Here is a 22342-nt window from a genome sequence, read left to right as displayed (position 1 = left end):
TTTGGATGGGGCGCATGACCACCACAGCAGCTGATCACGCGTCCGTTCCCGGTCCAGGCCCGGACAACCCCGGCACCGCCGCTTCCGGCAAGGCACCGGAACCCGTCGACGAAAACGTATGGCTGGAGGACATCTACGGCGAGGAGCAGCTGGCCTGGGTCAGGGAGCAGAACTCCCGCACCGAGGACCTGCTCGAGGACGCAGGGTACGCGGGACTGGAAGCCGGCATCCTGGAAGTCCTGGACTCCACGGACCGGATCGCCATGGTGGGCAAGCGCGGCGACTGGTACTACAACTTCTGGCGCGACCAGCAGAACCCGAAGGGCCTGTGGCGCCGCACCACCTGGGAGAGCTACTGCACCGACTCGCCGGAATGGGACGTCCTGCTGGATGTTGATGAGCTGTCCCGGGCAGAAGGCGAAGAATGGGTGTTCCACGGCGCCACGTTCCTGCGTCCGGCCGCCGGGGAGCCCTACCGGCTGGCGCTGCTGGCCCTCTCCCCCGACGGCGGTGACGCCAACCGCTACCGCGAATTCGACGTCGAAGCACGCGCTTTCGTCGACCCGGCCGCCGGCGGCTTCGACCTCCCGACCGCGAAGGGCAATGTGTCCTGGCTGGATGCCGATACGCTGCTGGTTGCCTCCACCGCGGAGGGGCTGCCCCGGACCGCGTCCTCCTACGCCCGTACCGCAGTGACCCTCAAGCGCGGCGATTCCCTGGCCACGGCCCCGCGCCTTTTCGAGGTACCGGAAGACCACATGATGGCTGTGGCCGCGCACGATTCCACTCCCGGCTTCGAGCGCACCTTCGCCGTGGACTACATCGATTTCTTCAACCGCACCAGCTTCGTACTGCGGGACGGCGGCTGGGAAGCCATCGATGTCCCCACCGACGTCAACGTCAGCGCGCACCGGGAATGGCTGCTCTTCCGCCCGCAGCAGGACTGGACCCTGGACGGCACCACGTATCCCGCCGGAGCCCTGCTCGCCGCCAACTTCGAGGACTACCTTGCGGGGCGCCGCGAGCCCATCGTCCTGTTCACGCCGGATGCCCACACTTCCCTGCAGTCCTGGAGCTGGACCCGGAGCTTCCTGCTCCTGAACCTGCTCAAGGACGTGTCCTCCGAGATCCGGGTACTGGACCCGTCCCGGCCCAGCGGCAACGCCGACGGCGGCTGGACGGCCACGTTGCTCGACGCCTGTCCTCCACTGCACGACGTGAACGCCTACGCGGTGGACGACGAGGATGAGGGACCTGCAGACGGCGGAGCCGGCGATGACTTCTGGCTGGTCGCCACCGGATTCACCACTCCCACCACCCTGATGCGCGGCACCCTGGAGCACGACAACCTGGAGCACGACAACCTGGAGCACGACGCCGCCGGGACGTCCGGCGTGGTGAGCCGGCATGCCACCGTCAAGGCCTCGCCGTCGTTCTTTGCCGACGCCGAGTATGAGGTGGAGCAGCACTTCGCCGTGTCCGACGACGGCACCCGGGTCCCGTATTTCCAGGTGGCCCCGCGCGGCCTGGCGCTGGACGGGCAGAACCCCACCCAGCTGTCCGGCTACGGCGGGTTCGAGGTGTCCCGGACGCCCGCCTACAGCGGCACCGTGGGCCGGGCATGGCTTGAGCGCCGCACCACGCCGGCGGAAACCGACGGCGACGCCTCCCACTCCCGCGGCGGCGTGTACGTGGTGGCGAACATCCGCGGCGGCGGCGAATACGGGCCCGCCTGGCACCGGGCCGCGCTGAAGGAAAACCGGCACCGGGCCTACGAGGACTTCGCCGCCGTGGCCCGCGACCTGATCTCGCGCGGGGTCACCTCGCCCCGGCGGCTGGGCTGCGTGGGCGGCTCCAACGGCGGCCTCCTGGTGGGCAACATGCTCACCCGCTACCCGGAACTGTTCAGGGCCGTCTCCTGCGGGGTTCCGCTGCTGGACATGCGCCGCTACACCAGGCTGTCAGCCGGGCACTCCTGGATTGCCGAGTACGGGGACCCTGATGTTCCCGAACAGTGGGAGTACATCAAGACCTTCTCGCCGTACCACCTGCTCAAGGACGCCGTGGAGTACCCGGAGACCTTCATCTGGACCGCAACCTCGGATGACCGGGTGGGCCCCGTCCAGGCGCGCAAGATGGCGGCCCGCATGCTGGCCATGGGCATCCCCAATGTCTGGTTCCACGAAGCCCTGGAGGGCGGGCACGCCGGTGCCTCCGACAACCGGCAGGCCGCCGCCCTGCAGGCCCGCAGCCAGCATTTCCTGTGGAAGGCGCTGGCAGGCTGAACGCCGCAGAGCACGTACTGACGGTCCGGCGGGCCGGTTCCGACGACATTGCGCAACTGGCGCGGGTGCATGTCCGCTGCTGGCAGGAGACCTACCGGGGGATGCTCTCCGACGCCTTCCTCGCCGCGGTGGACCCCGCCGGCAGGCTCCGCCTCTGGCGGCACCTGCTCGACCGGCCAAACGCCGCCGAAGCCTGGGCGGCGTCCGACGGCGGCACGGTGGTTGGGTTCGCCGGCGCCCGCCTGCTGCCGGCGCCGGGTTCCCCCGAAGGGCACCCGCCGCCGTCGGCCGGGGACCTGGAACTGTGGGGACTGTACCTGCTGGCGTCCCACCAGGGCCTTGGCCTGGGTGCCCGGCTCTTGACGGCCGCCATTGGCGACAACCCGGCAAGCCTCTGGGTGGCCGCGGCCAACAGCCGGGCGATCGGCTTCTACCGGCGGTTCGGCTTTGAGCCCGACGGCGAGCAGGACGTCCTGGCCGACTGGGAGAACCTCGCCGAAATCCGTATGGTCCGTCCGGCCCGGGCCGGCCCGTAGGCAGCGCGGAACTGCACCGGCCGGAGTGGGGCTTCGACGGAAGCGTTTTGCACTGCGTGCCCGGATCTGCGTATCCTTGGTGGGCTAGGAATAGCAACTGGAGACGTGCCAGAGCGGCCGAATGGACTTCACTGCTAATGAAGGGTCGGGGTTAAACTCGACCGGGGGTTCAAATCCCCCCGTCTCCGCGTTTGGCCCCGGTCCCCGTGACCGGGGCCTTTTGCGTTTCCGGGGGAATTTTGAGGCTGGTTTCCGGGACTGCCGGTCTAAGCATGTTCGCGAATCAGTGCCTTGAACGTTCGGAGACGCGAAGAAGCTTCTGATGAACATGGCAAGGCTCCCGCGTCCTCTGGAAAACGCTGTCCGCCAGCCGGACGAGGGGCGCGCGGGCGGTGCCCCAGTGGCAGGATTGGCGCATGGCGGCACGCACCACACCTCACCAACAGGACAGCACCCGTTCGGGGTGGAACCCGCGCCTGGCCCTCCTGGTGGCGGCAACGTTCTTCATGGAGTTCCTGGACGGCACGGTCCTCACTACGGCGATCCCCAGCATCTCGGCTGATTTTGCCATCCCCGCTGCCGACGTCAACATCACCATGACCGCGTACCTGCTGACGGTCGCCGTGGGCATTCCCATCAGTGGCTGGCTGGCCGAACGTTTCGGCGCCCGCCGGGTCTTCTGCGCAGCGATCGCCGTCTTCACGCTCGCGTCCCTGCTCTGCGCCTTCAGCCAGGACCTCCTCGCGCTCACCCTGAGCCGCATCGCCCAGGGCGCCGGCGGGGCCATGATGGTCCCGGTGGGAACCCTGGTGGTGCTGCGCGGCACCCCGAAGTCCGACCTGCTGCGCGCCACAGCGTTCCTGGTGTGGCCCGGACTCCTGGCCCCGGTCCTCGCACCGCTGGTGGGCGGTGCGCTCACCACCTATCTGTCCTGGCACTGGATCTTCCTGGTGAACATCCCCCTCGGCGCAGCCGCTTTCGTCGCCGCCCTCCGCCTGGTTCCGGCGGCACCCGGCGACGCCGGCCGCCGGCTGGACTGGCCCGGCATGGTGCTGACGACGGTGGGGGTAGGCGCGCTGGTGGCGGGCCTGGAACTGGCCAGCAGCCACCCGGAGCTGCCCTGGGCGGGGATCAGCGCCGCGGCCGGGCTCGCCGCACTTGCCGGCGCCGTGGCCTGGATGCGCCGGACTCCCCATCCACTGTTCAACCTCCAGGTCTTCCGCACCCGGACGTTCCGGGCGATGGCCACCGGCGGATTCGTATACCGGGTGACCATCAGCTCGGTCCCATTCCTGCTGCCGCTGATGTTCCAAACCGGGTTCGGCTGGTCACCGCTGCAGGCCGGTGCCATGGTCGCGGCGGTGTTCATCGGCAACATCGGCATCAAGCCCGCCACCACGCCACTGATCAGGAAGTTCGGTTTCAAGGCGATGCTGGTGTTCGCCTCGCTGGCGTCCGCGGTCACCTTCGCGCTCTGCGCGTTCCTCACCCCGGCGACGCCGGACGCCCTGACGTTCCTCCTGTTGGTCTGCAGCGGAGCTTTCCGCTCGATCGGTTTTTCGGCCTACGCTTCGGTCCAGTACGCCGACATCCCGCCGGCACAGCTGACGTCCGCCAACACGGTGTCCGCAACCCTGGTGCAGCTGGGCACGGGCTCGGGCATCGCCGTCGCCGCCCTGCTGATCCGGATCTTCGACGGACAGGCCCTGGTGCCCCAGGACCCCGCCGGTCCTTTCCGCGGGGCGTTCGTGGTGATGGCCGTACTGATGCTGGCCAGCACGGTGGACAGCCTGCTGCTTCCCCGTCATGCCGGCGCGGCAGTGAGCCAACGGCGGCCGCCGCAGGATCAGCCAGGCCCGGCAGCCACGGCCCCGGGGGCAGCCGGACAGGCGGCATCGGAGCCGGACGCCGCAGCCCGGGATGCAGCAGCCCAAGGCGCAAGCGCAGCAGGACGAAGTGCAGCCCGGGGTTCAGCCGCTGCTGAGGCCGTCAGCCCGCCTGCGCCAGAACCAGGGGAAGCACAGCTCCCGCCCCGCCCTGCCGAAGGGCGCGCCCCGCGACGGTAAGGGTCCACCGGCTGTCTGCAAGGTCGTCAATCAGCATGACCGGCTGGCCCTGGGCAGACTGCAGGGCGGCCTCAAGCTCCGGACCCACCACCAACCGGTCCCACACCCCGGCCAACCGGTAGGCGCTGTTCCCGCCGCGGCCGCCGGTGGGCCCGCCGTGCGCCAGCTGCAGCTCGCCGAGGTACGGAATGCGGCCGATCTCGGAGATTCCGCGTGCCAGTGACCCCACCAGCTGCGGTTTGCTGCGGGACGGCACGCCGACAATGGCGGCCGGCCTGCCCACACCGCTCCACCCCGGGGTACGGCCATCACCGGCGCCCCATTCACGCAGGACCTGCACGCAGGCCTGGAGCATGCCCGGATCCACGGGCCGGTCCTGCGCGCCCGCGGCGAACAGTTCCCGCAGGGCGCCGCCCCATCCGAGGTCCGTCAGGCGGGCAAGGACACGTCCCTCGGCCAGGCCCTCACCGGGCTTGAGCTTGCCTTTCACCGGCACGCCCAGCCGGTCCATGCCGCTGGGCCACTGAAGCCGCGGTTCCAGCACTCCACCTGCCCGGCTCAAGGTTTGACCGGCCGCTGCCGTGGCGTCGGCTGCCACGTCCGCGGGGAACCACCGGCCAGCGCAGTTGTCGCAGCGCCCGCAGGGACGGGCGGTCTCGTCGTCCAGGACCGAGGTGATGTACTCCATCCGGCAACCCGCGGTGTCCTGGTAGATCACCATGGAGTCCTGCTCATCCACGCGGGCCTCGGCAATCCGGCGGTATCGTTCCGCGTCGTAGACCCAGGGCTGGCCGGTGGACCGCCAGCCTCCGCCGACCCGCTCCACCGCGCCATCCACGGACAGCACCTTCAGGAGCAGCTCAAGGGGGGTACGGCGCAGGTCCACCCGGGCTTCCAGGGCCACGGTGGACAGGGCTGTGCCTGCTTCGGCCAACGCCGTCAGCACGGCCCCGGCCTTCTCCTCCGAGGGCATGGAGGCGGTGGCGAAGTACTGCCAGATCTCCCGGTCCTCGGCACCGGGCAGCAGCAGGACATCGGCGTTCGCCGCGCCGCGGCCTGCGCGGCCCACCTGCTGGTAGTAGGCAACGGGCGAGGACGGCGCACCGAGGTGCACCACGAAGCCAAGGTCCGGCTTGTCGAATCCCATTCCCAGGGCGGAGGTGGCCACCAGTGCCTTGACCTGGTTGTCCTTCAATAGTTGCTCTGCACGCTCCCGGTCGGCAGGATCAGTCCGGCCGGTATAGGCGAGGACGTTGTGCCCGGCCTCCGACAGCAGGCGGGCAGTGTCCTCGGCCGCGGACACCGTCAGCGTGTAGATGATTCCGCTGCCGGGAAGATCGGCCAGGTGGGTCAGCAGCCAGCCCAGCCGCTCTTTGGACCCTGGCAGGGACAAGACCCCAAGCCGCAGGGACTCACGGCCCAGGGAGCCGCGGATGGTCAGGACCCCCGCGCCGAGCTGCTCTTCGATATCGTGCACCACCCGGGAGTTGGCGGTGGCGGTAGTGGCCAGCACCGGCACCGAATCCGGGAGCTGGGTGATCAGGTCCGCGATGCGCCGGTAGTCGGGACGGAAATCGTGGCCCCAGTCGGAAATACAATGGGCTTCATCAATGACCAGCAGGCCCGTCCGCCGGATCAATTCCGGCAGCTGGGTCTCCCGGAACGCCGGGTTGGTCAGCCGCTCGGGGGAAACCAGCAGCACGTCCACCTCGTCGGCGGCCAGTTGTTCACGGACGGTGTCCCACTCCAGCTGATTGGCCGAGTTGATGGCCACGGCGCGCACCCCGGCCCGGGCGGCAGCGGCCACCTGGTCCCGCATCAGGGCAAGCAGCGGCGAGACGATCAGCGTGGGCCCGGCTCCCCTGCGCCGCAGCAGCAGGGACGCCACGAAATAGACGGCCGACTTGCCCCAGCCAGTGCGCTGGACCACCAAAGCCCGCCGCCCGCCGTCGACCAATGCCTCGATGGCCTCGAACTGCCCGTCGTGGAAGACGGCGTCCGGGTGGCCCACCAGGCCGCGCAGGACCTCGAGCGCCTCGGCATGGGTGGCGCTCCCCTGCACACGCGGATCTGACTGGTCTGCAACTGCGGTAGCGGAAACTGTGGACGTGTACTGGTTATCGGCCATTGATTCAGTATCCCAGCACCCTCCGACAACATGGACGGGCACAATCCGCTATGTGGAAATACCCCGCCGGTCCGCTGCTGTTACGCACATACCGCCAAAACCGCCTTGGCCGCCATCGCCGTCCACGTAAGATAAAGCCCGTGACTAGCGAACAGACAACGACATTTGATCTCTCGGCATCCTTCAAGGCCTACGACGTCCGTGGGATTGTCGGCGAGTCGATCACCGCCGAAATCGTCGAAGCCGTGGGGGCCGCGTTCGTGGATGTCCTGCAGCTCGAAGGCCAGACCATCGTGGTGGGCGGCGACATGCGCCCCTCCTCCCCCGAGTTCAGCAAGGCCTTCGCCAACGGGGCGGCAACGCGCGGCGCCAGTGTCGAACTGCTGGACCTGATCTCGACCGACGAACTGTACTTCGCCTGCGGTTTCCTCAACCGTGCCGGAGCCACCTTCACCGCCAGCCACAACCCGGCCGAATACAACGGCATCAAGATGGCCAAGGCCGGCGCCGTCCCCATCTCCTCCGAATCCGGCCTCAAGGAGATCCAGGCCCTCGCGGAGCAGTACCTGAACAGCGGGACCATCCCCGCGGCAGGCACCCGCGGCCTGATCAGCGTCCGCGACGTCCTCAAGGACTACTCGGAATACCTTCGCAAGCTCGTCGACCTCTCCGCCTCCCGCCCGCTGAAGGTCGTGGTGGACGCCGGCAACGGCATGGCCGGCCTGACCACCCCGGCGGTGCTGGGCGACGCGCTGCTGCCCAAACTGCCCTTCGACATCGTTCCGCTGTACTTCGAGCTGGACGGCTCCTTCCCCAACCACCCGGCAAACCCGCTGGAGCCGGAAAACCTCCGCGACCTGCAGGCCGCCGTGATCGAGCACGGCGCGGACATCGGCCTGGCCTTCGACGGCGACGCCGACCGCTGCTTCGTCATTGATGAAAAGGGCGAACCCGTATCGCCGTCGGCCATCACCGGAATGGTGGCCCGCCGCGAGATTGCGCGCGCCAAGGCCCAGGGCGAGGAAACCCCCACGATCATTCACAACCTGCTCACGTCCCGCGCGGTGGCGGAACTTGTGGAGCATGACGGCGGCCGCGCCGTCCGCACCCGCGTGGGCCACTCCTTCATCAAGGCAGTCATGGCCAAAGAAGGCGCCGTGTTCGGCGGAGAGCACTCCGCGCACTTCTACTTCCGCGACTTCTGGAACGCGGACACGGGCATGTTGGCGGCCATGCACGTCCTGGCTGCCCTGGGCGAGCAGGACGGCCCGCTGTCCGAGCTGGCCCGCGAATACGAGCCCTACGTCAGCTCAGGTGAGATCAACTCCGAGGTGGAGGACAAGCCGGCCGCGGTGGAGCGGGTCCGCCAGGCCTTCGCGGACGAGGACCTCACCATCGACACCCTTGACGGCAGCACGTTCACGGCCAACGACGGCAGCTACTGGTTCAACCTGCGCCCCTCCAACACAGAGCCGTTCCTCCGGCTCAACGCCGAGGCCACGGACCGGTCCACCATGGAACGCATCCGCGACCGCGTCCTGTCCCTGGTCCGGGCCTAGCACCGCATGGCGGAGCATCCCGGACAGGCACCGGACGGTGGCGGCGGCCAGGCACCGGACGGTGGCGGCGGCCAGGAAAGCTGGCGCGACTCCGTCTCCGAAGCCACGGCAACAGACTTGGAGAACCTCCTGGGCACGGGCGTCAGCGCGGCCCAGGAGCAGCTCCAGCGCAACGGCGGCTTTCTGCCCTTTGCCCTGACTGTGCAGAACGACGGCGAAGTGCGGCTGGTTGCTGTCTCCCCGGCCGATGCTGCTGAAGACAGCGACGCGGAATTCGACGCCGACGCCATGATCCGCGACCTCCAGGCCCTCCTCCGGCAGAACCGGGACGACTTCCGCGCTGCGGCCGTGGTGTGCGACATCCTGCTGGTGGAGGACGATTCGGACGCCATCCATGTGGCCTCCGAGCACCGGGACGGCTCTCTTTTCGCCGCCGTCCTGCCGTACTCGGCCAATGCGGGCACCCAGACCTGGGAATTCGGCGAACTGGGTGCGGACGCCAGCGAGCCCGCCATCTGGGTGGACTAGACCGGTACCGCAGTCATGAAGATCAACGCCTTCGCTGACGTCAGCCTGCGCGCACTCATGGTGCTCGCAGCGGTCCCGGACGGCACCCTGCTGACCACCCAGAGCATCGCCGACTCGGTGGGGACGCCGTACAACCACGTCAGCAAGGCCATGGCCAAGCTGCGGAGCATGGGCCTGATCGAGGTGGTCCGCGGCCGTTCGGGCGGTTCGCGGCTCAGCCACGCCGGACGCATTGCCACCGTGGGGCACATCCTGCGGCAGCTCGATACCCGCACCGATCCCGCCGAGTGCATGTCCCCCACGGGCAACTGCCCCCTCATCAATGAATGCAGGCTGCGAGGCGCGTTGGCCCGCGCCCGCGAAGCCTTCTACGCCGAGCTTGACTCGGTGGTCATCGCGGACCTTCCCCAGGCCCGGCAAATGGCGCCGGTTTTCTCTATGATCGGCCTGCGCCCGGGACTTTAGTCGCCTATTATCCGGGCGCCCGCTATCGGTTTGATTTCAAACTTCTACAAGGTGTAGAACTGAGGCAGAAATACTCGTATTTGAAATGTGAGTTTTCCTCCGGCCGGACGAAGGCCCCGGCCATAACCTCAGGAGTTCAGATGCTCTCGGACAAGTCCCGCCCCGTTATTGAGGCCACCCTGCCGCTGGTCGGTTCCCGGATCGGATCCATCACCCCCAAGTTCTACGCCCGCCTCTTCGCCGCGCACCCCGAACTGATGGATGGCTTGTTCAGCCGCTCCAACCAGCGTTCCGGCAACCAGCAGCAGGCCCTCGCCGGGAGCATCGCCGCCTTCGCCACCCACCTGGTGAACAATCCGGGCACGCTGCCGGAAACCGTCCTTTCGCGCATCGCGCACCGCCACGCCTCCCTGGGCATCACGGAGCCGCAGTACCAGGTGGTCTATGAGCACCTGTTCGCAGCGATCGCCGAGGACCTTGCAGAAGTCATCACGCCGGAGATCGCCGAGGCCTGGACGGAGGTGTACTGGCTGATGGCGGATGCGCTGATCAAGCTGGAAAAGGGCCTCTACGCAGCCCAGGCCAATGACAGGATGTGGACTCCGTGGCGGGTGGCGGCCAAGACCCCGGCAGGAACCGGGTCCATGACCTTTACCCTGCAGCCGGCCGACGACACACCCGTCACCGCAGCCCTGCCGGGTCAGTACATCAGCGTCAAGGTGGCCCTTCCCGATGGCCTGCGCCAGGTCCGGCAGTACTCCCTGTCCGGCGACGCCGGCACCAGCCGCACCTTCACCACAAAACTGGACGACGGCGGCGAAGTTTCCCCCGTGCTGCACAACACCGTCCAGGTGGGGGACGTCGTCGAAATCTCGAACCCCTACGGCGAAATCACGCTCAAGGAGGGTGACGGACCCGTGGTCCTGGCCTCTGCGGGCATCGGCTGCACCCCCACGGCTTCCATCCTCCGCTCCCTTGCCGAGTCCGGTTCCGACCGCCAGGTCCTGGTGCTGCACGCCGAAAGCACCCTGGACAGCTGGGCGCTGCGCGGCCAGATGACGGACGACGTCGAACGCCTGGACACCGCCGAACTGCAGCTCTGGCTCGAGCAGCCGGTGGACGGTGCGAAGGAAGGCTTCATGTCCCTGCGCGAAGTGGACCTGCCGGCCGATGCGTCCCTGTACCTGTGCGGTCCGCTGCCGTTCATGAAGAACATCCGCAACGAGGCCATCAACGCCGGCATCCCGGCCACCCGGATCCACTACGAGGTCTTCGGCCCGGACATCTGGCTCGCCAGCTAGATCGACTGCTCCATACTGGTCGTTTTGAAGGTTGAAAACGACCAGTACGTGGGCCCACGCCGGCAGGGTTCCCTGGCCGAGCTTGCGAGGTTAGGGTGCCGGCGGGGAGCAATCGATGGGGGGAACGACGACGGCCCCGCACCTTTCGCGAAAGGTGCGGGGCCGTCGTCGTGCTTCAGGCAGTGGAACCTAGGAGAGGCGGGCCTTCAGGCCTGCCAGCTCGGACCGCAGGGCGTCGGGCAGGGAGTCGCCGAAGTTGGCGAACCATTCCTCGATGGAGGCCAGTTCGGCAGCCCATTCGGTGGGATCGACCTTGACGGCTTCCTCCACCTGGGCGGGGGTCATGTCCAGGCCTTCGAGGTCGATGGCCTCCCCGGTGGGCACGAAGCCGATGGGGGTTTCGACGGCGTCCGCCTTGCCCTCCAGGCGCTCGATGGCCCACTTCAGGACACGGGCGTTGTCGCCGAACCCGGGCCAGGCGAAGCCGCCCTCGGAGTTGCGGCGGAACCAGTTGACCAGGAAGATCTTCGGCAGCCGCTCCGGGTTTGCCTTGGCGGAAAGGTTGACCCAGTGGTTCAGGTAGTCACCGGCGTCGTAGCCGATGAAGGGCAGCATGGCCATGGGGTCGCGGCGGACCACGCCGACGGCACCCGCAGCGGCAGCGGTGGTTTCGGAGGACAGGGTGGAACCCATGAAGATGCCGTTGGACCAGCTGCGCGCCTCGGTAACCAGGGGGATGGTGGTCTTACGGCGGCCGCCGAAGAGGATGGCCGAGAGCTCCACGCCGTCCGGGTTGTGGTATTCCTCTGCCAGCATGTCGATCTGGTCGATGGGGGTGCAGAACCGGGAGTTCGGGTGGGCTGCTGGCTGGTCCGAGCCCGGAGTCCAGGAGTTGCCCTGCCAGTCGGTCAGGTGCGCCGGCACCTCGTCGGTCATGCCCTCCCACCAGACGCCGCCGTCATCGGTCAGGGCCACGTTGGTGAAGATGCTGTTGCCCTTGGCGATGGCACGCATGGCGTTGGGGTTGGTGCCCCATCCGGTACCCGGGGCAACGCCGAAGAGGCCAGCCTCCGGGTTGACCGCCCGCAGCTCGCCTTCCTTGCCGAACCGCATCCAGGTGATGTCGTCACCGAGGGTCTCAACCTTCCAGCCCTTGATGGTGGGGTCCAGCAGTGCGAGGTTGGTCTTGCCGCAGGCGGAGGGGAAGGCGGCGGCGACGTAGTAGGTCTTCTGTTCGGGGGAGGTCAGCTTGAGGATCAGCATGTGCTCGGCCAGCCAGCCTTCGTCCCGCGCCATGACGGAGGCGATCCGCAGGGCGTAGCACTTCTTGCCCAGCAGGGCGTTACCGCCGTAGCCGGAGCCGAAGGACCAGATGGAGCGTTCCTCGGGGAAGTGGACAATCCACTTGTCCGGGTTGCAGGGCCACGTCACGTCATCCTGGCCCGGTTCCAGCGGCGCACCCACGGAGTGCAGGGCGGGCACGAAGAAGGCGTTGGTTTCGGTGATGCGGTTCAGGACGTCGGTACCGATCCGGGCCATGATGCGCATGGAGGCGACTACGTAGGCGCTGTCGGTGATCTCGACACCGAACTTGGGGTCTTCGGCGTCCAGGTGGCCCATGACGAACGGGATGACGTACATGGTGCGGCCGCGCATTGAACCGGCGAACAGCCCGCGCAGCTTGTCCTTCATTTCGCGCGGGTCCATCCAGTTGTTGGTGAACCCTGCGTCACGCTTGTTTTCGGAGCAGATGAAGGTCTGCTCCTCGACGCGGGCAACGTCGGCGGGATCCGAGAACGCGGCGAAGGAGTTCGGGAACAGGTCCTGGTTGAGCCGGGTCAGCGTGCCGGCAGCAACAAGCTCGTCAGTCAGGCGGGTGTTTTCCTCTTCGGACCCGTCAACCCAGTAGATGCGGTCCGGCTGCGTAAGCTCAGCAACCTCTTCGACCCATGCCAGCAGACCGGCATGTGTGGTGGGTGCTTTCTCAAGCAGCGGCTTCTGCGCCAGATCGCCCATTGCAGTTCCCTTCCTCGGGTTCATCGGTGTGAGCTAAATGCTATGGTCCGGACCAGTGGAGTTTTTGGGGAGCTTGACTGACATATCCAGTCACGGAAACTGAATTCCGCGAGAAATCAAGGAATTATTCCCGCGAAAACGCCAATTAAGTGATGAAGGTCACCTATACCGGTCTAGTTGTGGAGATTACATGCCTCTCGATTTGGCATCAGCCCGCAGCTCGCGTAAAGTAATTCGAGGTTCAGGGAGAGCGGTTCTTCTCCCGGGACACGGAATGCGCCCATAGCTCAGCTGGATAGAGCGTCTGTCTACGGAACAGAAGGTCAGGGGTTCGAATCCCTTTGGGCGCACCAGCAAGGTCCGTACCGGTTCTCCGGTACGGACCTTTTTTGTGCTGCCCGGACCGTCAACCCGGCTAGGCTTTGCTCATGATGCCCGAGGCCGCTGAGCGCGAATTTGATGTTGTTGTTATCGGCGCAGGCGCCGTAGGGGAAAACGTGGCCGGCCGGGTGGTGGAGGGCGGCTTGACCGCGGTGCTGGTTGAAGCCGAACTCGTCGGCGGCGAATGCTCCTATTGGGCCTGCATGCCATCGAAGGCTCTCCTCCGGCCGGGCACGGCGCTGCACGCGGCCCAGACCACGCCGGGAGCCAAGGAAGCCGTTACCCGCACCCTTGATGCCGCCGCCGTCCTGGAGCGCCGGAACTACTTCACCTCCAACTGGCAGGACGACAGCCAGGTGTCATGGGTGGCGGACACCGGGATCGAGCTGGTGCGCGGCCACGCCTGGCTGACCGGCCCCAAGGCTGTGGAGGTGGCAGGCCTGGACGGGACGCAGCACCTCCTGCGGGCGCGGCATGCCGTCGTGCTGGCCACCGGTTCAACCCCCACCACTCCCCCCATCGAGGGACTGCAGGACGTACCGGTCTGGGGCACCAGGGAAGCCACCTCGGCCCGCGAGGTCCCGGAGCGCCTCACGGTGCTGGGCGGCGGAGTGGCCGGGACCGAACTGGCCCAGGCCTTCGCCCGCCTGGGCTCGAGTGTCACCCTGGTGGCGCGCAGCGGGCTGCTGGGCAACTTCCCGGACGAGGCGGCTGCGCTGGTTGCCGCCGGGCTGCGCGCGGACGGCGTTGAACTGCGCCTTCACACCGCCACCGAACGCATCAGCCAGAACGACGACGGCACCATCACCGTGACCCTGGGCGACGGCACCACCGTCACTTCTGACAAAGTCCTGGTCTCCACCGGCCGCCACCCGGCCCTCGAAGGCCTGGGCCTGGAAAGCGTCGGCTTCGGGCCGGACGACTCCGGCCACCTGTCCCTGTCAACGGATTCGTCAGGCCTGGTGCAGGGCACTCCCGGCGACGAACCGTGGCTCTACGCCGTGGGGGACGCCGCGGGCAAGAATCTTTTCACGCACCAGGGCAAGTACGAGGCCCGGGCCACCGGCGACGCCATCGCAGCCCGCGCCAAGGGCGAACTGAAAGGGACCCCCGGCGACTGGACCCGATACGCGCAGACCGCCAACCAGCACGCCGTGCCCAGCGTCGTCTTCACAGACCCCGAACTGGCCAGCGTGGGACGCACCTTGAAGGCCGCGCGGAAGGACGGCTACAACGCGTCCTCCGTTGAGCTGCCCATCGAGGTGGCCGGCTCCTCCCTGCACTCGGAGAACTATGAGGGCTGGGCCCAGCTGGTGGTCGACGAGGACCGCAAGGTCCTGCTGGGGGCCACCTTCGCCGGCCCGGACGTGGCCGAACTGCTGCACGCCGCCACCATCGCCGTGGTGGGAGAGGTGCCGCTGGACCGGCTCTGGCACGCCGTCCCTTCCTACCCCACGATCAGCGAGGTGTGGCTGCGACTGCTGGAGAAGTACGGCCTTTAAGTCTATTTGAACTGACCGGTCAGTTCGGTTAGCCTTGTAGCAGACGATTTCTGCGAAAGGCAATCCTTGCTCTCAGCACACCAGCTCCACGCCAAAGGACGCCGGGATCCGCTGCTTCCTCCCACCTCTCTGACCGTGGCCCGCGGTGAACTGCTGCTCGTGGCCGGCGACCGGCAGGACCAGCGCACCGCGTTGTCACTGCTGCTCAGCGGCAGGATGAAGGCAACGGGCGGACAGCTCGGCTGGGATAACAATTCCCGCACCAAGCAGCTCCGCCATGCTGCGGCCCTGGTGGACTCCCCCGGCGTCAACGAACCCGAGGAGCACCTCTCGGTCCGCGACCTGGTGACCGAGGACCTTGCCCTCATCCCCCGCCGTTTCCGCGGTGCACTGCTGAGCGGTCCATGGCTGAAGGTCAACCGCTTCGAGGACATCGCGGACTTGTGGACGGAGCAGCTGGAACCGCAGCGGCGGCTGGAACTGCTTACAGCGCTGGCCCTGGCGAACCCCCGCACGGACCTGCTGGTGGTGGATTCCCCGGACCGGCACTCCGCGGATGCGTCCACGTGGCTGCCGCGCCTCCGCGCGCTCGCATACGACGCCGGGCGGCCGCTCGCCGTCGTGGCGGCAGTCAGTGCCGTCCCCGCCTCGTGGGACGGTCCAGTGGCCACCATCGGCAACGCCGCACCTGTTGCGGCGGCGCCTGAAGCCGAGGCCGACCCGGTCCCGGACCTGGAGTCCACGCACGGGAAACACGCCGGAGAGGCCATGCCCGAACCGGAGAACCACGAAACCACCATCGAAACTGAGGTTGCCAAGTGACTGTCCTGCGGTTGGCCCGCTCCGAACTCAAGCGCATGACGGGCGGCCTGCTGCCCAAGCTGACCATCCTGGCGCTGACCATGGTCCCGCTGCTCTACGGCGCTGTGTACCTGTACGCCAACTGGGACCCCTACGGCCACCTCAACAACCTCGACGCCGCCTTGGTGGTGGAGGACTCCGGTGCAACCGCCACCGACGGCACGCGGCTGGAGGCGGGGCACAAGGTTGCGGACAGCCTGGTGGAAGGCAACGTGTTCCACTGGATCCCGGTGGCCAGCTCCACGGAAGCCGACGCCGGGGTCAGCAGCGGGCAGTACGCCTTTGCCCTGAAGATCCCCAAGGACTTCTCCGCGAACCTCGTCTCCCCCGGCAGCTTCGACTCCGCCAGCCAGGCCATGCTGAGCGTCACCACCAATGACGCCAACAACTACCTCCTCAGCACCATCGTGGACAAACTGACTACGGCTGTGCACTCCACGGTGGCCAAGGAGGTGGGTGAGGAAACTGCCAACCAACTGCTGACAGGGTTCGGCACCATCCACTCCAGGATGGTCCAGGCCGCGGACGGCGCCTCCCAGCTGGCCGACGGCGTGGCCACGCTCCGGGACGGAACCGTCACCCTCCACGAGGGCACCTCTGCCCTGACCAGCGGCGCGGACCAGTTGTACGCCGGCCAGCTGAAGCTGCGGGACGGGGCCAACCAGCTGACCGACGGCGCGGGGCAGCTGAGCAGCGGGCTGTCCACCCTGAAGGACAAGACGGCCACCCTCCCCACGGATGCCCAGACGCTTGCCAACGGCGCCGCGCAGGTGGCTGCCGGAAACGCCCAGCTGAATGCCAAAGTCCAGGATGCTGCCGCACAGCTGGAGGCCGCTGACCAGGGCCTGCGCAACCGGGTGGTGGAGTCCAACAGCAGGCTCGTCACCGCGGGCGTCCTGACCCAGGAGCAGGCGGACAAGGTCCTGGCTGACTTCGATGCCGCCGCGGCTTCAAGCCCCGTGGCGGCTGCAAAGACCAGGCTCCAGACCGATGCGGCCCAGGTCCAGCAGCTGGCCGACGGCTCCGAAGCGGTCAGCGTCGGCGCCGCCCAGCTCGCGGCAGGAATGCCCGCACTGAAGGACGCCATCGGGCAGGCCTCGGCAGGGGCGGACCAGCTCCACACGGGGGCTGCCGCCCTGGCAGCCGGCGAGCAGTCCGCCGTCGACGGATCCTCCAGCCTTGCCGACGGAGCACGGAAGGTGGACGCCGGGGCCGCGCAGGTTGCGGACGGCGCCGGCCAGGCCGCTTCCGGTTCACGCACCCTGGCCGACGAGATCGGCAAGGGCGCCGGGCAGGTCCCCAACCCGGACGACGCCCAGAAGAGCAACCTGTCCCAGGTCATGGCTGATCCTGTCGCCGTCAGCAACGTGTCCCAGGCCAAGGCCGGGTCCTACGGCGCCGGGCTGGCACCCTTCTTCCTCACGCTTGCCATGTGGATCGGGATCTTCATGCTGGTCCAGGCCATGCGTCCCATCACCCAGCGGGCCCTGGCCTCCAATGCGCCGTCGTGGAAGATCGCGCTGGGCGGCTGGCTCCCCTTCCTGCTGGTCTCGGTAGTGCAGGCGTCCCTGCTGACCCTGGTGGTGGACGTGGCGCTGGGCCTGAACCCTGCCCATCCGGTCCTTATGTGGCTGTTCATGCTGGCCGCCGCCATGGCGTTCAGCGCCCTCATCCAGGGCGTGGTGGCCCTGCTGGGCTCGCCGGGCAAGCTGGTGGTGCTGATCCTGCTGGTCCTGCAGCTGGTGTCATCCGGAGGAACGTTCCCCTGGCAGACCACCCCCCAGCCGCTGCATGTGGTGCACCAGGTCCTGCCCATGGGCTACGTAGTCACGGGCATGCGGCACCTGATCTACGGCGGGGACCTGTCCATGATCCTCCCCACCCTTGCCGGCCTGGTGGGCTACACCCTGCTGGGCGCGGCGATGTCCACCCTGGCGGTGCGCAAGAACAAGTACTGGACACTGAAGACCCTGAAGCCGGAGATCGCGGTATGACCACCGAACCAGCAGGTGCGGCCAAGGCACTCCGGCCCGCCAGGACCAACGCCACGCGGCAGAAACTCTTCGACGCCTCGATGGAGCTGATCGGCGAGCGCGGCGCTGCCAGCGTCACGGTGGACGAAATCGCGGCAGCGGCGGGGGTTTCCAAGGGTACGGTCTACTACAACTTCGGCAGCAAATCCGAGCTGATCGCACAGTTGCTCCGGCACGGCGTGGACATCCTCAAGGCACGGCTGCTCGCTGCGGCCGACGGCGGCGGCCCCGGACGGGACCCCTTGCTGGCTATGGAGGCCATGATCGGGCAGGCCATGGACTTCATGGCCGAATACCCCTCCTTTGCGCGCCTGTGGGTCAGCGAAAACTGGCGGATCCCCAGTGAGTGGCAGGGCACCTTTTCGGTCCTGCGGGCGGAACTGCTCGACGTGATCGGGCAGGCAGTGGAACGCGTCGCCACGGCGTACCCCGTGGATGATTCGGTGTCCCGGGGGAGCCTGGAAACGGCCATCTTCGGCGCCTGCTTCGTGGTGGGCCTTGACCGCCAGACGTACAACCCCGAGCGCACCCGTGACCAAAGTGTTGTCGCAATCATGGCGATCATGCGCGGCTACGTCCTGAAGGATGCCGCTCCTCGGGGATGATGGTGGACATGCGCCATACGGGGAAGAGCGGAAAATTCGCGGTCATCTGCGGGATTGTTGCTGCCGGGCTGCTGGTGCTCACGGCGATGACCCTTGCCGAGCCGGTGTTCCTCGCGTTCCTGGGCGTCCTGGCGCTGGCCTACCTCGCCGCGGTGGCCGAAATCCTGGTGCGGCGGCGCCGGTTCGCCCTGCTGGCCGCCGGTGCGGGGACCGCCCTGGCCCTCGGCTTTTCGCTGGCCTTCCTCAGCACCTGGGAGCTTGCCTTCGACGGTCAGTCGTCCTTCCTGGGCACACCTCTTCCCACTGACGACCCGGACAACTACTTCATTGCCGCCGCCTCCGCGCTGGCGGCAACGTTCGGGATCCTGTTCCTCGGAGCCCTGTGGCCGGGGAGGAGGCGGATCACGGCGGTCCGCCGACCCTCCCCGGCACGGCGCAGCGGCACGCCGGCAGCCCGGCCCGCGGCGCGGGCAACCGGGCAGGGAAAGCCGGCAGCCCAGGCCAGGCCAGCGGGGCAAGGCAGGACCACGGGGCAGCAGCCGCGCCCCCAGGCAGCCCAGCGGACGGCCGCCCCGCGCGGAGGCACCCAGGCCTCCCCCGTTCAGCGGACCTCCGTCCCGCGCGCTCCCGCCCGGGACCCGGCAGCGGCAGCCAGGCGCCCGGCGTCGTCCGCTTCACCGCCGCCCAAACCGGCACCCCGGCCTGCCCGCGGCCAACCCCGCCGCTGACGCCCGCCCCCTCCGGTTAGCACCGCCGTCGCCACGCCGGCCAGGAGGAGCAGGCCGCCTGCCAGCTCCGTTGGCGATGGCACCTCTGCGAGTACCAGCCAGGCGGCGCTCATGCCCACCACCGGGACCAACAGGGTGAACGGAACAACGGCCGACGACGGGTGGCTGGCCAGGAGCCGGTTCCAGATGCCGTAGCCCACCAGTGAGGCGAAGACAGCCGTATACAGGGCACTGGCGATGGTGGGTGCCTGGAGGCCGGACAGGGAATCCCAAACCGTGGCCGGCCCGTCAACCAGCAGCGACAACGCGGCCAGCGGGACCGGGACCACGGCCCCGGACCACACCACCAGGCCGAGTCCGGAGGCAGCCCTCGCTTTGCGCGCAATGACGTTGCCAGCCGCCCAGGACAGTGCCGCCGCCAGGACGATGAGCAGCGGCAGCAGTGGAGCCACGGCGCTGCGGCCCACGGCCACGACGGCCAGGCCTGCCACGCCCAGCACCACTCCTGCGAGCTGGCGCCGGCTGGGCCGCTCACCGAGGAACCCGGCGGCCAGCAGGACGGTCAGCAGGACCTGGGCCTGCAGGACCAGCGAGGCCAGGCCTGCCGGCATGCCGAGCGCCATGGCCAGGTAGAGGAGCCCGAACTGGCCGGCGCTCATGAAAAGTCCGACGCCGATGATGGCCTTCCACGGCACGTCCGGCTTCCTGACGAAGAAGATCCAGGGGACAACCACCAGGACGAAGCGGATCGCCACGAACAACAGCGGGGGGAAGTCCCGGCCACCGGCGTGGAGGCCGATGTCGATGGCCACGAAGTTCAGGCCCCACAGCAGGGCCACCAGGACGGCAAGGAGGGAATCGCGCAGGCTCACGTCCCCACTGTGGCAGAGGAACGGTTGAAGCACCAGCGCCCATTTGAACATCAGATCATGTAGCTTTGCTTCATGATCGATATCGGCTCGCTGCGGGCCCTGGCGGCCATCGAGCAGCACGGGACAGTGGTTGCCGCCGCGGAGGTGATGGGGTTCAGCCCCTCTGCGGTGTCTCAGCAGGTGAAGAAGCTGGAGAAGGAAGCCGGGTTCGCGGTTTTGGAGCGCCGCGGCCGCGGGGTCCTGCTGACCGAGCGCGGCCTGGCGCTGGCAGCCTACGGCCGGCGCATCCTGGCCGAGCTGGAGGAACTGGAGTCAACCCTCCTCGCGGACCCGGCCAAGCCGAGCGGGAGCCTGCGCCTGGTGTCCTTTTCCACTGCCTGCCGGGGATTGGTGGGTCCGTTGCTGGCGCGGATCGGGCAGTCGGAGGCGGCGCTGGAGATTTCCGTGCTGGCGGAGGATCCGCGCGAGGCTGTGGCCCGGGTGGCCAACGGTGAAGCGGACCTTGGCCTGGTGCATAACTGGAATTCGGTGCCCCTGGTGATCCCGGAGCACCTGACGCTGGAGTGGCTGTGCGAGGACGTGGCGGACGTCCTGGTCCACCGGCAGCATCCGCTGGCAGCGTGCGCGGACATCGAGCCCGCGCAGCTCGTGGAGGAGCGCTGGATCAGCACACCGGATGGCGCCATCTGCAATGAAGCCCTCCTCCGCATCTTCGCGGACCTCGGCCGGGTCCCGGACATCAGGGTGTATGACCCCGACTTTGCAACGCACATCGCCCTGGTGGAGCAGGGGGTGGGTGTTGCCCTGGTCCCGCGCCTCGGCCGCCCGGCATTGCCTCCGGACGTGGTGGCCGTGCCGGTGGTCAACCCGGTCCAGGCACGGCAGGTGGGGCTGGTCCACCGGAGGACCATGACCGCCAGTCCAGGCATCAGGCATGTAGCGGCGATGCTGCGCGGCATCGCCGTCAGTGCGAGCGGGGAACCGCGAAGCGCGTAATCCGGGCATCCTGCCCATCGAGTTCCGCCCATGGCTTTTCCGTTTCCAGCACGGTGAGCGCGTTGGTGGGGAAACGGGTGGCGGCGTCCATGTAGGCCTCGTGGTCCGAATCGCGTGAGGCGAGGTGCATGGCCAGGTCCTGGACGCCGGGCAGGTGCGCGATCAGCATCAGGGTGGTCACCGTGTCCGGTACATGGTTGACCACGGTGAGCATCCGGAGCGCCGATGCGGCATACAGGCCGTCCTCGAGCTTGGGCGTGGGGGCCTTGTCACCGAGCTCCGAGCAGACCCAGGTACACGTCTGGCGGGTCCGCAACGCACTGGAGCACAGGATGAAGTCCGGGACGATGTTGTGCTTGAGCAGCCACCGTCCGGCCAGCGGCGCTTCCCGGTGCCCACGCTCCTCCAGCGGCCGCTCGTGGTCAGCCACCCCGCCGGGCCAGTCGGCCTTGGCATGGCGCATGATCACAAGGCGGCGAAGGTGGTGCTCACTCATGCCCCAAGCCTAGCCAATCCCCCCGCCGGGGAGGCGGCCAGGTGGAACCGGGAGTTAGATCGAGTACTCCGGCGCAGCCCAGACAACAACCTCGGGGTGCTCGTAGAACCGGTAGCCCTGGCCGCGGACCGTGCGGACGGTGTTGGCAAGGCGCCCCAGCTTGGAGCGGAGGCGGCGAATGTGGACGTCGATGGTGCGCTCGTTGGGCACTTCTTCGGCGTTGCGCCACAGGCCTTCGAGGAGCTCGTCGCGGCCCACGGTGCGGGTGCCGTTTTCGACGAGGTAGTTCAGGAGCTCAAACTCCTTGAACGTGAGGTTCAGGGACTCGCCGTCAAGGTGGACTTCGCGGCGGGCGAGGTCGATCAGCACACCGGAGGGCCGCGGTTCCTGCGGCTGGGCAGCACGCGGGGTTTCCGTGCGCTGGCGGTTGTTGACGGTGGGGTCGCCGAAGGTGGAACGGACGACGTCGAGCGCGGAGCCGGGGGTGCCGGCCGGGGCCACCGCGACGGCGGCGTAGCTCTCGGCGCCGGAGACCAGCGATTGCGCGTAGGCGCGGATCTCCTGGGCCAGTTTGGCAATGGAGGTACCCGCCGCTGCGGCCGTCTCCTCGTCGATGCCCATGTAAAGGACGAATCCGCGGGCCACGTTGTCATTGGCGACCGGACGGACGGCGTTCGGCCCTGACACGACCGGGGTGGGTGCAGTTACCGGAGCGGATTCGGCCGGATGGACGGCGCGGAGCTGGCCGTAGGAGTTCGGGTTGTATCCCTGCGGGGCAAAACCCTGGGCAGGGTAGCTGCTTCCGGAGGTGGAGGGGGCAAGTGCCGGCCGCGGGCCGAAGCCGGGACGGATGCCGGAGGGCTGGCCTGCCTTGGCGGCGTTACGGACAGAGATGTGGACGTATCCGGATGCAACTGACATGGAATGCTTACCTCAATGTGAAATGGCCGCCTTCGCGGCTCGAATGCTGGCTTCCCCGCGGCG

At 68.1% G+C, this 22342-nt stretch carries 17 protein-coding genes and 2 tRNA genes; 14 read left to right on the top strand and 5 right to left on the bottom strand.

The features are described 5' to 3' along the window. Positions 1 to 14: 14 nt before the first annotated feature. From RM50_RS09180 to RM50_RS09165, 4 genes are all read left to right on the top strand, one after another. Positions 15 to 2285: a prolyl oligopeptidase family serine peptidase gene (locus RM50_RS09180; RefSeq protein ID WP_043452036.1), complete on the top strand. Its 2271-nt coding sequence runs from the start codon at positions 15 to 17 to the stop codon at positions 2283 to 2285. Then, positions 2264 to 2821 carry a GNAT family N-acetyltransferase gene (locus tag RM50_RS09175; RefSeq protein ID WP_240471922.1) on the top strand — a complete coding sequence of 186 codons (558 nt, stop codon included), beginning with the start codon at positions 2264 to 2266 and terminating at the stop codon, positions 2819 to 2821. Before RM50_RS09180 ends, RM50_RS09175 begins: the two co-directional genes overlap by 22 nt. A 99-nt stretch (positions 2822 to 2920) precedes the next feature. After that, a tRNA-Ser gene (locus RM50_RS09170) sits at positions 2921 to 3009 on the top strand. Between the two features lie 228 nt (positions 3010 to 3237). After that, positions 3238 to 4887: an MFS transporter gene (locus tag RM50_RS09165; RefSeq protein WP_240471921.1), complete on the top strand. Its 1650-nt coding sequence runs from the start codon at positions 3238 to 3240 to the stop codon at positions 4885 to 4887. Here RM50_RS09165 and RM50_RS09160 read toward each other — a convergent pair. Then, a complete protein-coding gene (locus RM50_RS09160) occupies positions 4811 to 7015 on the bottom strand; it encodes a RecQ family ATP-dependent DNA helicase (protein WP_043452033.1) in 2205 nt (734 codons plus the stop codon). The two genes, RM50_RS09165 and RM50_RS09160, sit on opposite strands and share 77 nt — an antisense overlap. 140 nt (positions 7016 to 7155) lie before the next feature. Here RM50_RS09160 and RM50_RS09155 point away from each other — a divergent pair, with 140 nt between their 5' ends. The 4 genes from RM50_RS09155 to RM50_RS09140 all read left to right on the top strand — a co-directional run bounded on the left by RM50_RS09155 (position 7156) and on the right by RM50_RS09140 (position 10868). After that, positions 7156 to 8574, top strand: coding sequence for a phosphomannomutase/phosphoglucomutase (locus RM50_RS09155; protein WP_043452031.1), 1419 nt, complete (start codon positions 7156 to 7158; stop codon positions 8572 to 8574). Positions 8575 to 8580: 6 nt separating this feature from the next. After that, positions 8581 to 9102: a hypothetical protein gene (locus RM50_RS09150; RefSeq protein ID WP_043452029.1), complete on the top strand. Its 522-nt coding sequence runs from the start codon at positions 8581 to 8583 to the stop codon at positions 9100 to 9102. A gap of 15 nt (positions 9103 to 9117) precedes the next feature. Beyond that, positions 9118 to 9567 carry an RrF2 family transcriptional regulator gene (locus RM50_RS09145; RefSeq protein ID WP_043452026.1) on the top strand — a complete coding sequence of 150 codons (450 nt, stop codon included), beginning with the start codon at positions 9118 to 9120 and terminating at the stop codon, positions 9565 to 9567. Positions 9568 to 9707: 140 nt separating this feature from the next. Beyond that, on the top strand, positions 9708 to 10868 hold the full coding sequence (locus tag RM50_RS09140) for a globin domain-containing protein (protein ID WP_043452024.1): 1161 nt from the start codon (positions 9708 to 9710) through the stop codon (positions 10866 to 10868). A 189-nt stretch (positions 10869 to 11057) separates the two neighbouring features. On the opposite strand, the gene RM50_RS09135 is transcribed toward RM50_RS09140, so the two are convergent. Next, positions 11058 to 12884 carry a phosphoenolpyruvate carboxykinase (GTP) gene (locus RM50_RS09135; RefSeq protein ID WP_043452023.1) on the bottom strand — a complete coding sequence of 609 codons (1827 nt, stop codon included), beginning with the start codon at positions 12882 to 12884 and terminating at the stop codon, positions 11058 to 11060. A 276-nt stretch (positions 12885 to 13160) separates the two neighbouring features. Here RM50_RS09135 and RM50_RS09130 point away from each other — a divergent pair. The 5 genes from RM50_RS09130 to RM50_RS09110 all read left to right on the top strand — a co-directional run bounded on the left by RM50_RS09130 (position 13161) and on the right by RM50_RS09110 (position 18266). Continuing rightward, a tRNA-Arg gene (locus tag RM50_RS09130) sits at positions 13161 to 13237 on the top strand. Positions 13238 to 13312: 75 nt separating this feature from the next. Beyond that, on the top strand, positions 13313 to 14767 hold the full coding sequence (locus tag RM50_RS09125; protein ID WP_043452021.1) for a dihydrolipoyl dehydrogenase family protein: 1455 nt from the start codon (positions 13313 to 13315) through the stop codon (positions 14765 to 14767). 66 nt (positions 14768 to 14833) lie between these two features. Continuing rightward, the gene (locus RM50_RS09120) at positions 14834 to 15589 is read left to right on the top strand and encodes an ABC transporter ATP-binding protein (RefSeq protein WP_043452020.1); all 756 of its coding nucleotides are present in this window, start codon (positions 14834 to 14836) and stop codon (positions 15587 to 15589) included. After that, a complete protein-coding gene (locus RM50_RS09115; RefSeq protein WP_043452018.1) occupies positions 15586 to 17622 on the top strand; it encodes a YhgE/Pip family protein in 2037 nt (678 codons plus the stop codon). The genes RM50_RS09120 and RM50_RS09115 overlap by 4 nt, the downstream gene beginning before the upstream one ends. Beyond that, on the top strand, positions 17619 to 18266 hold the full coding sequence (locus RM50_RS09110) for a TetR/AcrR family transcriptional regulator (RefSeq protein ID WP_043452017.1): 648 nt from the start codon (positions 17619 to 17621) through the stop codon (positions 18264 to 18266). The genes RM50_RS09115 and RM50_RS09110 overlap by 4 nt, the downstream gene beginning before the upstream one ends. A gap of 601 nt (positions 18267 to 18867) precedes the next feature. On the opposite strand, the gene RM50_RS09100 is transcribed toward RM50_RS09110, so the two are convergent. Then, positions 18868 to 19866, bottom strand: a complete 999-nt coding sequence (locus RM50_RS09100) for an EamA family transporter (RefSeq protein ID WP_052260108.1) — start codon at positions 19864 to 19866, stop codon at positions 18868 to 18870. Between the two features lie 72 nt (positions 19867 to 19938). Between RM50_RS09100 and RM50_RS09095 the strand changes: the two genes are divergently transcribed. After that, positions 19939 to 20862: a LysR family transcriptional regulator gene (locus tag RM50_RS09095; protein ID WP_043452014.1), complete on the top strand. Its 924-nt coding sequence runs from the start codon at positions 19939 to 19941 to the stop codon at positions 20860 to 20862. Here RM50_RS09095 and RM50_RS09090 read toward each other — a convergent pair. Further along, complete coding sequence (locus tag RM50_RS09090; protein WP_043452012.1) at positions 20831 to 21358, bottom strand: SixA phosphatase family protein; 528 nt, start codon at positions 21356 to 21358, stop codon at positions 20831 to 20833. The genes RM50_RS09095 and RM50_RS09090 overlap by 32 nt on opposite strands. A 54-nt stretch (positions 21359 to 21412) precedes the next feature. Continuing rightward, positions 21413 to 22279, bottom strand: coding sequence for a winged helix-turn-helix domain-containing protein (locus RM50_RS09085; protein WP_043452011.1), 867 nt, complete (start codon positions 22277 to 22279; stop codon positions 21413 to 21415). Positions 22280 to 22342 lie beyond the last annotated feature (63 nt).

Origin of the sequence: Pseudarthrobacter phenanthrenivorans, assembly GCF_000813845.1 — a bacterium.
Lineage (GTDB): Bacteria > Actinomycetota > Actinomycetes > Actinomycetales > Micrococcaceae > Arthrobacter > Arthrobacter phenanthrenivorans_B.
This window is presented reverse-complemented; position numbering and strand designations above follow the sequence as displayed.